Origin of the sequence: Roseateles oligotrophus, assembly GCF_014204525.1 — a bacterium.
Taxonomy (GTDB): Bacteria; Pseudomonadota; Gammaproteobacteria; order Burkholderiales; family Burkholderiaceae_C; genus Paucibacter_A; species Paucibacter_A oligotrophus_A.
This window is the reverse complement of sequence record NZ_JACHLP010000002.1, coordinates 513541-526629: the sequence shown is the minus strand read 5'-3', so window position 1 is coordinate 526629 and position 13089 is coordinate 513541. Positions and strand designations below refer to the sequence as shown.

The 13089-nt window shown below is 68.3% G+C and carries 8 protein-coding genes; 6 read left to right on the top strand and 2 right to left on the bottom strand.

Going from position 1 to position 13089, the window contains the following annotated elements; all coding sequences use genetic code 11:
* Window positions 1-7: 7 nt before the first annotated feature.
* Window positions 8-4228, bottom strand: coding sequence for a YhdP family protein (locus HNP55_RS06905; RefSeq protein WP_184297557.1), 4221 nt, complete (start codon window positions 4226-4228; stop codon window positions 8-10).
* Between the two features lie 252 nt (window positions 4229-4480).
* Here HNP55_RS06905 and glnE point away from each other — a divergent pair, with 252 nt between their 5' ends.
* The 3 genes from glnE (at window position 4481) to HNP55_RS06890 (ending at window position 8782) form a co-directional block, all read left to right on the top strand.
* A complete protein-coding gene (glnE, locus tag HNP55_RS06900; protein ID WP_184297555.1) occupies window positions 4481-7252 on the top strand; it encodes a bifunctional [glutamate--ammonia ligase]-adenylyl-L-tyrosine phosphorylase/[glutamate--ammonia-ligase] adenylyltransferase in 2772 nt (923 codons plus the stop codon).
* Window positions 7249-7860, top strand: coding sequence for a rhombosortase (gene rrtA / locus HNP55_RS06895; RefSeq protein ID WP_184297553.1), 612 nt, complete (start codon window positions 7249-7251; stop codon window positions 7858-7860). Before glnE ends, rrtA begins: the two co-directional genes overlap by 4 nt.
* A 256-nt stretch (window positions 7861-8116) precedes the next feature.
* Window positions 8117-8782 carry a glutathione S-transferase gene (locus HNP55_RS06890; RefSeq protein ID WP_184297551.1) on the top strand — a complete coding sequence of 222 codons (666 nt, stop codon included), beginning with the start codon at window positions 8117-8119 and terminating at the stop codon, window positions 8780-8782.
* A gap of 4 nt (window positions 8783-8786) precedes the next feature.
* On the opposite strand, the gene HNP55_RS06885 is transcribed toward HNP55_RS06890, so the two are convergent.
* Complete coding sequence (locus HNP55_RS06885) at window positions 8787-10592, bottom strand: retroviral-like aspartic protease family protein (protein WP_184297549.1); 1806 nt, start codon at window positions 10590-10592, stop codon at window positions 8787-8789.
* A 175-nt stretch (window positions 10593-10767) separates the two neighbouring features.
* Here HNP55_RS06885 and HNP55_RS06880 point away from each other — a divergent pair, with 175 nt between their 5' ends.
* Genes HNP55_RS06880 through HNP55_RS06870 form a run of 3 tightly spaced genes read left to right on the top strand, consistent with a single transcriptional unit; the run spans window position 10768 to window position 12942 of the window.
* Entirely contained in the window at window positions 10768-11121 is a 354-nt protein-coding gene (locus tag HNP55_RS06880) for a GntR family transcriptional regulator (RefSeq protein WP_184297547.1), read from the top strand.
* Window positions 11118-12017, top strand: a complete 900-nt coding sequence (locus tag HNP55_RS06875; protein ID WP_184297545.1) for an ABC transporter ATP-binding protein — start codon at window positions 11118-11120, stop codon at window positions 12015-12017. The genes HNP55_RS06880 and HNP55_RS06875 overlap by 4 nt, the downstream gene beginning before the upstream one ends.
* Before the next feature lie 22 nt (window positions 12018-12039).
* Window positions 12040-12942 carry a hypothetical protein gene (locus HNP55_RS06870; RefSeq protein WP_184297543.1) on the top strand — a complete coding sequence of 301 codons (903 nt, stop codon included), beginning with the start codon at window positions 12040-12042 and terminating at the stop codon, window positions 12940-12942.
* Window positions 12943-13089 lie beyond the last annotated feature (147 nt).

Sequence of the window (13089 nt, the reverse complement as noted above, 5' to 3'; positions counted from 1 at the left end):
GTAACTCCTATTTCTTGCTGACCTCAGCGGCCGAGGCGGCGGCCGGCGGCACAGGTTTTTCGGCCTTCTCGATCTTCTCGACCTTGGGCTCGACCCAGCTGCCGCTGATGTGGAACTCGCGCGTGCCGGCCGCTTCGACCGGGCGGCTCAAGAGCAATTGGGCCAGAAAAGCGCCCAGGCCTATCGCCGGGTTGATGGCGGCATAGGCCAGCGAGGCGCCGCCCATGCTGAACTCGGGCACGACGAGCACGCGCAGATTCTGCGTCTCGGCCGCCAGATCGGCCTCGCCCTCCAGGGCCACGGTGGCCTGCAGGCCGCGCATGCGCAGATTGTTGCTGCTGGCCAGGCCGCGGGCGATCTTTACATCGCCGGTCACCCCGTCGAAGGTGAAGCCCTCGGAGAAGACATCGCGGAAGTCCAGCAAAAAACGCCGCGGCAGGGATTGCAGGCTCAGCACGCCCAGCAGCCGCCCCACACCCGGCTCGGCATTGAGGAATTGGCCGGACTCCAGCGTCAGCTTGAGCGCACCGTTCATGCTGGCGTAGTCGGGCGAGAGCGGCGAGCCCTGCCAGCCCAGCTGCCCCACCAGCTGGCCCTTGCCGCCGCGCAGCACCCGGCCCTGGCCCAGGCGCTCCAGCGTGACGCCGGCGTCCACAATGTCCAGGCGCCAGTCCAGCTCGGTGCGGCGCAGGGGCTGGCCGGGCTCGTTCAGCCAATGGCCGGTGGCGTTGAGCACGGCGTCGGGCGCCTTCAGCTGCAGCGTGGTCAGGCGCCAGTCGCGCTGCGGGCCGCTGGCCTGGGCCTGCACCTCCAGCCGGCCCAGCTGCTTGCCGCGCAGCTCGAACTGCTCCACCACGATGTCCAGCGCCGGCACGCTGCCGGGCTGCTTGTCCAGCGCGCCGCGGTCCAGCAGCTGGGTGACCGACTCGGCCTCCTGCTTGGGCAGGGACAGGCGGGCCAGGCGGGCGTAGACCCGGCCCGCATCCTTGGCGCCTTGTGCGCCCTGCGGCGGGCGTAACTCCACAAAGCCACTGAGCTGCTCGGCGTCCAGCGTGGCGCGCCAGCTCTCGGGCTCGCCGGCCGGCGCGCGGCTGATGCCGGCCACCACCTTGTTGAGCGTGCGCCCGCTCAAGAGCAGCTGCTGGGCGCGCAGCGCGATCTGAGTGGGCTGGTAGGCCAGGCCGGCATCGGCGGAGGCTGCGGCCGGCGCCGCGCTGCCGGGCAAGACGCCACGGGCCTCCAGGCGGGCGCCCAGCTCGCGCCAGGCGTCCAGATTGAGCTTGTCCACCGCGGCCGTCATCTGCACGCCGCTGGCGGGCAGGCCGGCCAGGTTCAGCGGCGGCTGTGGCCGGTCTTGCAAAGCGATGGCGCCGCGCAGCACGCGCGGGGTCTCGCCGCTGACGTCGCGCTGGTACAGGGCTTGCAGCGTCGGGCCCAGCTCCAGGCGCAGCTCATCGCGATGGCCCTGGGTGCTGGTTTGGTAGAGCAGGGGCAGGCTGCTCTCGGCCTCCTTGCGCAGGGGCGCGGGCAAGTCCAGGGCCAGGCCTTGCAGCGTGCTGTTGATCTTGATGTCGGCATGGCCTTGCTGCACGCCCAGCTGCAGGCGGTAACTGGCCTGGCCGCTGGCCAGCTGGGCCAGGCGCTGCAGGGCCGGCAGCTCGCTGCGGCGCAGGCCCTCGGCCGTGGCCAGGCCTTGCAGCGTGAAGCTCATGGCGCCACCGGCCAGGGTGCCGCCCTCCACCGTCAAATCGCCGCCCAGGGCGCGGGCCTGGCCGCCCAGCACATGCACGCCTTTCTGATCGAACTCGACCCGGCCGCGCGCATTGGCCAGCAGAGGGATCTCGGGCCGCAGCCGCAAATCATTGCCCGCCAGCCCGACCTGGCCCTTGAGCTCCACCTTGTCCAGCGCCAGCAAGGGCAGCTTGAGCGCCAGCTTCAACGTGGCCGGGCCCGTGGCCTGGGCCGGGGCCAGCACCGCGCCGGTCCAGCCCTCGATGGGAGTGAGGTGCAGATAACGCAGCAGCTCGGCGGCCGGGCCGCGGCCCTGGCCTTCCAGCTCCAGCACGCGGGCATGGGCCAGATCCTTGATGCCGCCGCTGACCCCGCTGACCTCGTAACCCAGCACCTGGGCGCGGCCATTGCGGAAGGCCATGCCGCCGCGGTCAAAGATCAGCTCGGCCTGCGCGCGCTGCAGCGCCGGCCAGCCCGGGGCCTGGCCGAGAGACTGGCCAGGTTCGGGCGGCACATAGGCGAAGTCCACGTCCTGGGCCTGGGCGGTGATGCGGAACACGCCGGAGCGGCCCGCGTCAAACGGAAAATCCTCCAGCGCCCCGCGCAGGCGCAGCTGTACATTGCGCGCCTCGCCGCCACGTATGGCGCCCAGCAGATAGCCGCGCGTGGCCTCGCCCGCCGCCAGCGGCAGATAGGCCCGCACCCGCGCGGCGGCGATGCGCTCCACCGAGCCCGTCAGCTCCAGATGGCCGGGCAGCCGCCTGGCTTCGCCCTGGCTCCCTTTGCCGGAACCGGTCTGCCAGACGCCCCTGAACTCGCCTTGCGCGTCGGGTGTGGCCAGCCTGAACTTGTTGAAACGGACCTCGATCTGGGGCGGCTGCGGCGCGGGCCGGGGCTCGATGCGCCAGTCCAGCGCCGTGCTGAGCTGGCGTATGGGCATTTGCGCCTCTTCAAACAGGCCGGGCAGATCGAGCCTGCCGTCCTCGATCCGCAGCTGGGCCTTGCCGCCGCGCTCGGTCGCGTCCAGCTCCAGGCTGGCGCCGCGCACACCGGGGCGGCCCAGGGGGTGGGCACCGCCCTGCGGGTCCGGCTCGCCGGCCTTGAGGTTCAGGCCCTCGATGCGGCCCTTGAGCGCATAGCTCTTGGGCGCATCGACGGCGCCCGTCCAGCGCACATTCAGGCCGCTGAGCACGCCGCGCGGCGCCACATCGGCCAGCCAGGCGCGCGCCTGCGGGCCCATGGGCAGGCGCTGGGCCAGCTGGGCCATCAGGGCGAAGTCCAGACGCTGGGCCCGCAGCTCGCCACCGTTCAACTCGTACTGCGCCGGGTCCAGGCTGCTGATCCCGTCGGGCGGGCCGGCCTGCCCCGCCGGCTGCGCGCGCGGCGGTTTGACGGGCGCCAGATCCAGGGCGATGGACCAGTCGGAGCGCGGCCAGGCCACCCCATCGTCGGCCACAAAGCCCAGCTGGCTGGCGCTGAGGCTGAGGCGGTTCTTCTGCCGCTGCAGCTGCAGGCGGCCTTCGATCTGGGTCAGCTCCAGCATGCCGGCCGCCGCGCTCAGGCGCAGCTTGACCTTGCGCAGGCCCACATCGGCCGTCACCGAGCGCGGCAGGCCTTTGTCGATGTCCACCCAGGCGCGCAGGCCACCGTCGCCCTCGCTCAGCTCGAAGGGCAGGTTGACGTGGCGGCGCAGCTGGCGCAGATCGGCCTGGGGCAGGTCGGCGTAGAGCTGGCCGCTCCAGAACTTGAACTCGCCCGGCCGCTTCAACAAGGCCTGGCCGAAGCGGCCTTGCAGGCTGAAGCGCTGACCCCAGTCGGGCGGCGGCGTGGCGTCCAGGCGCACATCGTGCTTGCCCAGGCGGTTGCGCAGCACCAGATTCAGCGCGGACAGCTCCAGCGGCGGCGCCGCACGGCTCTCGTCCACCCAGCGCACACGGCCGTTCAGGATCACGAACTCGCGCTGCACCAGCAGCCAGTCGGCCCAGACATCGGCCAGGTCGGCGATCTCCGAATCCTGCGGCCGCTGCACCGCGTCCACATTGAGGCCGGCCACAAAGAGATGGCCCTGGGCGTCGCGCCTGACCTCCATCTGCGGCGCCTCGATCAGCAATTGCTCAAAGCGCAGCTGCAAGGCCAGCAGGGAGCGGGCCGACAGCGCCGCCGCCACCTTGGGCAAGCGCAAGGCCTCGCGGCCGCGCGGGTCCAGCAAGACCACCTCGCGCATCTCCACCGCCGGAATCCAGCCGCCGGACGTGACGGTAATGCTGCCGATGCGCAAATCAACCCCGAGCTGGGCCGAGGCTCTTCGCTCCAGCGCCGGACGCCATTCATCGATGTGCGGCAGAATCGCCCAGTGCAAAACCAGCCATGCCAGCAGCAGCAAGCCCCACAAAGCCAGCACCAAGGCCAGCAGCCAGCGCGCACAACGCAAGGCGATGCGGGCGGGACGGGTAGCCCGCCGCGCCGCGCTAAGCCTCAGATTTGCAAGAATTGCCATTGAAGGGGAGCGCCCACCGTGGAGCCGATTGCCATTGTTGTAGTCAGAGTGATGTCCGCTTTGGGAGGTCGGCGCTCGCGTCAAAAATTTGAAGGGCTGGCGCAGCGCGTCTTGCAAGGACGCTGCGAGCCGCAGCGAATCTAGCACAGGCGCCGCCTTGTTTTCGACGCCCCAGCCCCGTCCCGCTTCGCCAGCGCCGCCACCGAAACAGGGTGTGACAAAGTAGCAGACCAAAAAGGCGAAACTCCCGCCATGACAGCCTCCAGCGACACCGTTTCTCACCCCCCGATCCCGGCCAGCCCCCCGCCCGCGCTGGCGGAGCACAGCCGCTTTGTGCAGCGCGTACGGCGCCGCTACGCCGCCGAATTAGGCCTGCTGCCGCCCGGCCAGCCCGACCGCGAGGCCATAGCGTCGCTGATTGCCCGCCTGCAGACCCAGGGCAAACCCTTGGCCGCCGCCCTGCGGGTGGCCCGCCACCTGGTGCTGGAACGCCTGGCCGTGCTGGATGTGGAGGCGCAAGCCCCGATGGAGGCCATCACCGAGGTGATGACGCTGCTGGCCGAGGTGACGCTCTGCCTGGCCCTGGAGGCGGCCCGCGCCGAGCAGGACGCCATCAACGGCGCGCCCCGCAACGAGCAGGGTGAGGTGATCGAGTTCTGGGTGCTGGGCATGGGCAAGCTGGGCGCGCGCGAACTCAATGTCTCATCGGACATCGACCTGATCTATGTCTACGAGGACGAGGGCCAGACCGATGGCCCGCAGGTTTGCAGCGCACACGAATACTTCGCCCGCGTCGCCAAACGCCTCTACGCCCTGATCGGCGAGGTGACGGACGACGGCCAGGTCTTCCGCGTGGATTTGGCATTACGGCCCAATGGCAACTCCGGCCCGGCCGCCGTCAGCATGGCCATGCTGGAAGAGTATTTTCTGGTGCAGGGCCGCGAGTGGGAGCGCTTTGCCTGGCTCAAGAGCCGGGTGGTGGCGCCGCGCGCCAGCGTACAGAGTGGCCGCGCCCTGGTGCTGCGCTCGCTGGTGACGCCTTTTGTCTACCGCCGCTATCTGGACTACGGCGTGTTCGAGGGCCTGCGCCAGCTGCACCGCAAGATCCGCGAGGAGGCGCAGCGCCGTGCCGCCGGCCGGCCCGAGCGGGCCAATGACGTCAAGCTCTCGCGCGGCGGCATCCGCGAGATCGAGTTCACCGTGCAGCTGCTGCAGGTGGTGCGCGGCGGCCAGTTCCCCGAGATCCGCACCCGCTCCACCCTCAAGGCCCTGGAGCGCCTGGCGGCCGGCGGCCTGATGAAGGCGGAGACCGCCGCCAAGCTGGCCAAGGCCTATGTCTTTCTGCGCCGGGTGGAGCACCGCATCCAGTTCCTGGACGACCAGCAAACCCATTGCCTGCCCGGCGGGGACGAGGACCTGATCTGGATCGCCCGCAGCCTGGGCCTGAACTGCAAGCCCGACGGCACGCCGGGCAGCTGCGCCCTGCTGGACCAGCTCTGCGAGGTGCGCGAGATCGTCGCCACCGAGTTCGACGCCCTGCTGCACGACGGCAACGCCCCGGCCGGCAACAAGGGCTGCCGCGGCTGCAACAGCCCAGCCCTGGCGGTGGACAGCGAGGAATTCCTGGCCAAGCTGCAGCCCGAGCTGGCCACGGCCGTGCGCCGCTGGGCCGCGCAAGACCGGGTGCAAAACCTGCGCGAAGAGTCGCGCCTGCGCCTGGCCAAACTGGTGGGCCGCGCCGCCCTGGCGGTGCGCGACGGCGGCTGCACCCTGGACGCCGCCCTGCGCTTCATCGACTGGATGGAGCCTCTGCTGCGGCGCGAGAGCTATCTGGCCCTGATGGTGGAGCGGCCCTCGGTGCAAAGCCGCTTGCTCAGACTGTTAGGCCTGGCGCGCTGGCCCATGCGCTATCTGATGCTGCACCCCGGCGTGATCGACGAGCTGGCCGACAACCGGCTGCTGAACGAACGCTTCGACGGACGGGCCTTTGTGCAAGACATGCAGGAGCGCTTCCAGGCCTGGGAGCGCTCCGGCGAGGCGCATGAGGAAGCCCTGCTGGACAGCCTGCGCCGCGCGCATCAGGCGGAAGTCTTCCGCACCCTGGTGCGCGATGTGGAGCAACGCATCAGCGTCGAGCAGGTGGCCGATGAACTCTCGGCCCTGGCCGACGCCATCCTGCAATGCACCATCCACTGGGCCTGGGCCCGCCTCAAGCAGGCGCATCAGCCCAGCCCGCGCTTTGCCGTCATCGCCTACGGCAAGCTGGGCGGCAAGGAGCTGGGCTATGGCGGCGACCTGGACGTGGTCTTCCTCTTCGATGACGAGGACGAGCGCGCGCACGAGGTCTACGGCGCCTTTGTGCGCAAGCTCATCACCTGGCTGACGGTGCGCACCTCGGCCGGCGAGTTGTTCGACATCGACACCGCCCTGCGGCCGAACGGCAATTCGGGCCTGCTGGTGACCTCGCTGGCCTCGTTTGAGAAATACCAGACCGGCCGCGGCAGCAATACCGCCTGGACCTGGGAGCACCAGGCCATCACCCGCGCCCGCTGGTGCGCCGGCGACCCGGCGCTGGCGGCCGGCTTCGAGGCCGTGCGCAGCGCCGTGCTGACGGCGCCGCGCGATGTGCAGGCCTTGCGCAGCGAGGTGCAGGCCATGCGCGACAAGGTGCGCCAGGCGCATCCGGTACGGGCCGGCAAATTCGACCTCAAGCACAGCCCCGGCGGCATGATGGACGCCGAGTTCGCCCTGCAATACCTGCTGCTGGCCCATGCCGGCGCGCACCCGGAGCTGATCCCCAATCTGGGCGTCATCGCCCTGCTGCAGCGGGCTGAAGGTGCCGGGCTGCTGCCCGAGGGCGTAGGCCGCCAGGCGGCCGATGCCTACCGCGAACTGCGCCGCGCCCAGCACCGGGCGCGACTGGACGAGCAGCCCACGGCGGTGGACCTGGAGGCCGTGGCCAGCCTGGGCCTGGAGCCACAGCGCGCCGCCGTGCTGGCCCTGTGGCGAGCCGTGTTTTCTTGAAGTTAGCGCCGGCCAGCCGCGGTGGCATCGCCTGGCTGGGCCTGAGCCTGCTGCTGAGCCTGGGTGCCCTGCTGGCCTGGCTGAGCCCGGGCAGCAACGCCTGGCTGGACTGGCAGCCTCAGCTCGCCTGGCAGCAGCCCTGGCGCGCCTGCAGCGCCGTCTTCGTGCACTGGAGCCTGCAGCACCTGCTCGCCAATCTGGGTGCCTGCGCCGTGGTCGGCTGGTTTGGCTGGGCCGCCCGCGTGCCGCCGCGCGCCGTGCTGGCCTTCGCCCTGGCCTGGCCGCTGAGCCAGTGGGGTTTGCTGCTCAAGCCCGATCTGCTGCACTTTGGCGGCCTGTCCGGCACTCTGCACGCGGGCGTGGCGGTGGTGCTGGTGGAACTGGTCTGCGGCCCTGAGACCACGCCGCGCCAGCGCCGCATCGGCCTGGCCGTGAGCCTGGGGCTGATCATCAAGCTGTGGAGCGAAGAGCCTTTCGGCCCGGCCATGCGGGTGCTCAGCGGCTGGGACATCGCCGTGGCGCCACTCTCCCACTTCACTGGCGCGCTGGCCGGCACGTTCACGGCCGGCTTGCTGCTGCTTGGCGCTATGGCCCGCCGCCCGAGATAAACCGGGCGAGGCCGGCGCCTGTCACCCTGGTGGCAAGCGCCAGCGCAGGCTCGGCATAGGAGTCTGTCGGGCTTGGGTCGCCGATAGCGGGAATCGACCCCAGCGAGGCCAGTTTTTGCCGGATTTGCAGCCCCATAGCTCGGCTATGGGGCAAAAAGCTGGTGAAAAATGGACCGCTGCGGTCGATTTTCCGCCGGCGATTCCCAAGTCCGACAGACGCCTAAACTGCCTGCCACATCAACCGGAGACCCCCACCATGATCACGCTCTGCGGCTTTTCACTCTCCAACTACTACAACAAGGTCAAGCTCGTCCTGCTGGAAAAAGGCATCCCCTTCGAGGAGGAATTGGTGATGACCCACTCGCCCGACGAGGCCGTGCTGAGCTGCACGCCGCTGGGCAAGGTGCCCTTCATCCGCACGCCGCAAGGCCCGTTGTGCGAGAGCCAGGTGATCCTGGACTATCTGGAAGCCCGCTACCCCCAGCCCGCCCTGCTGCCCGCCGACCCCTACCTCGCGGCCAAGCAGCGCGAGCTGATCACCTTCATCGAACTGCATCTGGAGCTGGTGGCGCGTGAGCTCTACCCGCAGGCCTTTTTCGGCGGCACGGTCAGCGAAGGCACGCAGCAGCGCGCCCGCAAGCTGCTGCTCAAAAACATCGCCGCCTTCAAGCGCCTGGCCCAGTTCTCGCCCTATGTGGGCGGCACGAGCTTTGGCATGGCCGACTGCGCCGCCTGGGTCAGCCTGCCCCTGGTGGCCCAGGCCAGCAAGCTGGTGCTGGGCGAAGACCTGCTGGCCGCCGCCGGGGTGGACTGGAAGGCCTACATCAAACTCGTCGGCGAACGCCCCACGGCGCAGAAGGTGGCGGCCGAGCGCAAGGCCGATCAGGAGCGGATTGCGGCGCTGAAGGCGCAGGGGCGCTAAGCCATCAGGGCGCCGGCGCGCGCTGCGGCGGGGCCGTGTCGGCAAGCGGGAAGCCGAGCTTGCGAAGTTCCTGCTCGATTTGCGGGCTCAGCTTGCGCGCCGCCTCGAAGTCGAGTTCGGCGCCGCTGCCGTCCCGCAATCCCGCCTTGGCCAGGCCCCGGCCGTACAGCGATAGAGGCCGTGGTTTGAGTTTGATCGCGGCGTCAAAAGCCTTCTTCGCCTGCGCGGCATCGTTCAAGCGCAGATAGGTCCAAGCCAGGCTGTCGAGATACTCGGGCGAGCCCTCATCCCTGTCCACGGCGGCCTTGCAGTCTTGCAGCGCCAGCGGCAGCTCGATATTCAGGCGCGTGCGCATCCAGCATCGGCTATTGAGCAAACTGGCGCTGCGCATATCCCGCGTATGCGAGTTCAGCCACAGCTCAAACTGTTTGAGCGCCTCGGCCACCTGCAGGCGGGACGCATACAACATGGCCATGTCCCCGCGCAGATTGGCGGACTTGGGCAAGTCCTCGTCGAGCCGGTTCAGGTCGGCATGCATGCCCGGCATATCGTCCATGGCCATGCGCAGCGAGGCACGGCGAAAGCGAGCTTGCGCATGCGAGTCGTCCAGCCGCAACGCCTCGTCGAGATCGCTGCGTGCGGCCGGCAGCTTGCCCGTCGCCAAATACACCCGCGCGCGCAGATAGCGATATTCAGCGGATTCAGGCGCCAACTCGATGGCCCGCGTCAGATCGTTCAAGGCGGGTTCGTGATTGCCAGCGGCGAGAAAGGCCGAGCCACGCCGGGCCAGCGCATCGGCATCGTCCTTCGCCACCTCGGCCGGAATGGCCGCATATTTCGCATCGTATTGATCGGGCTGGGCGCGTGCCTGGCCAAAAATCGGCCCGCCATTCCAGGTGATGTACACCTTGTTTTGCAGCCGTGAGACATAGATCCGATGCGAGAGGAAGTAGTCCAAGCCCAGCAAAATTCCGTACGAGCTGGAAGCCACGTCATCAATCTGCAGACGGTTGCCCGAGATCTTTTCGCCACCCAAATCGATTTGCCCAATATTGGCCAGCCAGGAATTGCGCCGGCCGTCACCGGCGCCTCCCACCCGGCCGAAGAGCGTCATATCGCTGTCCTCGATGCCGGCACGTCTTGCGGCACGGATCGTCAGGGCGGTGACCGGCGCGCCGGTGTCGAGTAAAGCCTGGGTCCGGCTGCCGTTGATGGTGGCGTCCACGCGAATGGCCGTGTCATTGTGGCCGCGGCCTTCCAGCGGCAACACGACCACCGGCGCCTCGCCGGCCCAGTGGGCGAAGTTATTGCGTTCGCAATCGCCCTCGGGGAAGCTCAGGCGGACGGCGCCATGGGCCAGGTCGTACTCGACGTCGGCCATGGACAGGATATTGCGCCCCAGAATGCCCATGATGCCGGCTCCGAGCTCATTGCCACCCACAATGAATTCGACGTTAGGCAGTTCCGCATCCAGCAGCCCCAGCTTGGCAACCCGGGTGAGCTTGGCCTCGATGCGGCCGGTATGCCCCTCGATGCGCAGGCCCGCGGGCAAGCTGCGCAAGGGCAGGTTCAGCTGTTCAGCCGTGGCGGGCGCCAACATGCTGAAGAAGGCGCCGCTGTCCACCAGCATGGGCACTTTGCTGCCGTTGATGCTCAGCGTGGCGATCGGCCTGTGATCGACAATGCGTACCGGGATCTCCATCTGCGACAGCTGGCAGCCGGCCCAGGCCGAACTCCCCGCCAGACCGCTCGCGGCCAGCCAGATCAGCGCCCGCGGCAACCGGCGCACAAGTTTGCGTGCACTTCCCATAGTCCCCCTGCAATCGTCTTTTTGATGAAGCAGGCAACTCTACATTCGAGGGTCGCTGTCTTTGCCGCTTCATCCCCCTTTTTCTGCAGCCTGTCGCGCCAGCCTTGGTGCCGACCCGGGCCGCTTGCTATGGTGTGCTACATCAGTAACACACCGGCTGCCCAGCCCACTCGATATGCAAACCTGGAATGACTCGGCGCCCATCTACCAGCAGTTGGCCGATCGCCTGGCCGTGCAGCTGCTGGATGGTTCGCCCCCGGAAGGCGAGGCCCTGCCCTCTGTGCGCGCACTGGCCAGCCAGTACGTGATCAACCCCCTGACCGTCAGCCGGGCCCTGCAGGCCCTGGTGGATCAGCAGTTGATCGAAAGCCGGCGCGGCATGGGCATGTATGTGATGGCAGGCGCCCGGCAGCAATTGCTGCGGGCCGAACGCCATCGTTTTCTGGAACAAGAATGGCCCGCCCTGCGTGCCAAGCTGAAACGCCTGGGTCTGAGCGCCAAGGATCTGAACTGGGAGAGCCCTCAATGAGCACCACCACGAGCAATATGCAAGACCTGCTGGTCAGCGCGCAAGACCTGAGCCTGCGCTATGGCAGCAAGACCGCCCTGGAGCGGGCCACGTTCAACATCCCCAAGGGCCGGGTCATCGGCCTGCTGGGCCATAACGGCGCGGGCAAGACCTCGCTGATGAAGGCCTTGGTGGGCCTGCTGCCGGCCGAGGGGCAGTTGCAGGTGCTGGGCCTCTCGCCGCGCCAGCAGCGGGGCGCCTTGCTGGAACAGCTTTGCTACATCCCCGATGTGGCGGTGCTGCCGCGCTGGGCCAGGGTGGACGAGTTGATGTGCTTGATGAGCGGCTTGCAGCCGCGCTTCTCGGCCGAACGGGCACGCACCCTGCTCAAGCGCACGAGCGTGGGCGAGAAGGACAAGATCAAGAATCTGTCCAAGGGCATGGTGACCCAGGTGCATCTGGCCCTGATCGCCGCCATCGACGCCCGGCTGATGATTCTGGACGAGCCGACGCTGGGCCTGGACGTGCTCTCGCGCAAGAACTTCTACGAGATGCTGATCGATGAATGGTGCGATGGCGAGCGCACGGTGCTGATCTCCACCCACCAGGTGGAAGAGGTGGAGACCTTGCTGTCCGACGTGATGATGCTGGACGAGGGCAGGCTGGTGCTCAATATCAGCCTGGAGGATATGGACAAGCGTTTCATCGCGCTGAGCCACGACCCGGCCACGGCCGAGGCCATCGCCAGCGCGCATCCGCTCTTGCGCTACCGCCAGCAGGGGGGACGCAGCGCCGCCATCTTCGACGGCGCGCCGCCGGCCGATATCGCCGCCCTGGGCGAGCGCATCCGGCCCAGCCTGGTCGATCTCTTCATGGCCCTGACCCGCAATCCGGCGCTGCAAGCCAAGAACGCCTGAGACCCCATCCGGAGACCGCCTCATGAATGCTTTTTCATCCTCTCGTTTTTCCACCCTCTTGCTGCGTGAATGGATGCAGCACAAGCGCGGCTGGCTGATCACGCTGTTCCTGCCTCTGGGCCTGTTCTTTGTCTTGCTGCCTTTTGGCCAGGTCCAAGGCATGCCCATCGACCAATTCCCGTTGCAGATGGCCGTGGCCCTGACCCTGGCCACCGCAGCGGGCGTGTTTGGCATCACCTGGATCAGCGCCATGTTCCAGATGCCAGGCCTGGCCCGGCGCGATGTGCAGGACCGCTCGATCGAGTTCTGGCTCTCCCTGCCCGCCAGCCATTCCGAGAGCATTGGCGCCACGCTCCTGGCCCATGCCTTGCTGGTGCCCCTGGCCGCGCTGCTGGTGGGTGCCATCGCCGGCCCCTTGATGGCCAGCGGGCTGTTCATCAAGCAAGGTGGCTTCGCGGCCTGGGCCTCGGTGCCCTGGGGCACGGCCATCGCCGCCACACTGCCCATCTTGCTGCGCGCTGTTTTGGGCGTGCTGCTGATGACGCTGTGGCTTTCGCCCCTGATCATGCTGGTCGTGGCCGCCTCGGCCTGGCTCAAGCGCTGGGGGGTGCCGGCTGTCGTGTTGACGCTGGGCCTGGGCGGCCTGGCACTGGACCAGTTCTACAACTGGCCCATCGTGGAGCAGTTGCTGGAACGGCAGCTGGAAGGCGCCAGCCAGGCCCTGCTGTCCGACCACCTGGTACTGGGCCAGCACCTGAGCAAGATGGCCGAAGACCCCAGCCTGCCCCTCAATGCCGGCGCCCTGGCCGCGCACGATGCCTGGCTGGCGCTGCAAGCCCTGGCTTCGCCCCACTTCATCGGCGGCTTGGCTCTCGCCGCCCTGTGCTTCGGCCTGCTGGTGCTCAAGCGCAGCCGCAGCCACTGATCATCCGCCGTGCCAGCGCCAGGCCCTGTAATTGCGCAACCTGACATATGTCTGAGCCCCGCCACGACCTGTAAGCAAAATAACGACGGATTCCTGCGTCACCTTGCAGGCACTTGTAAAGGTTTGCAAAATCACCAAAAATGTTTC

What these genes read in the sequence shown, in the direction of transcription:
- HNP55_RS06905 (WP_184297557.1), bottom strand. Translation starts at nt 4,228, where the DNA reads ATGGCAATTCTTGCAAATCTGAGGCTTAGCGCGGCGCGGCGGGCTACC.
- glnE (WP_184297555.1), top strand. Translation starts at nt 4,481, where the DNA reads ATGACAGCCTCCAGCGACACCGTTTCTCACCCCCCGATCCCGGCCAGC.
- HNP55_RS06890 (WP_184297551.1), top strand. Translation starts at nt 8,117, where the DNA reads ATGATCACGCTCTGCGGCTTTTCACTCTCCAACTACTACAACAAGGTC.
- HNP55_RS06885 (WP_184297549.1), bottom strand. Translation starts at nt 10,592, where the DNA reads ATGGGAAGTGCACGCAAACTTGTGCGCCGGTTGCCGCGGGCGCTGATC.
- HNP55_RS06880 (WP_184297547.1), top strand. Translation starts at nt 10,768, where the DNA reads ATGCAAACCTGGAATGACTCGGCGCCCATCTACCAGCAGTTGGCCGAT.
- HNP55_RS06875 (WP_184297545.1), top strand. Translation starts at nt 11,118, where the DNA reads ATGAGCACCACCACGAGCAATATGCAAGACCTGCTGGTCAGCGCGCAA.
- HNP55_RS06870 (WP_184297543.1), top strand. Translation starts at nt 12,040, where the DNA reads ATGAATGCTTTTTCATCCTCTCGTTTTTCCACCCTCTTGCTGCGTGAA.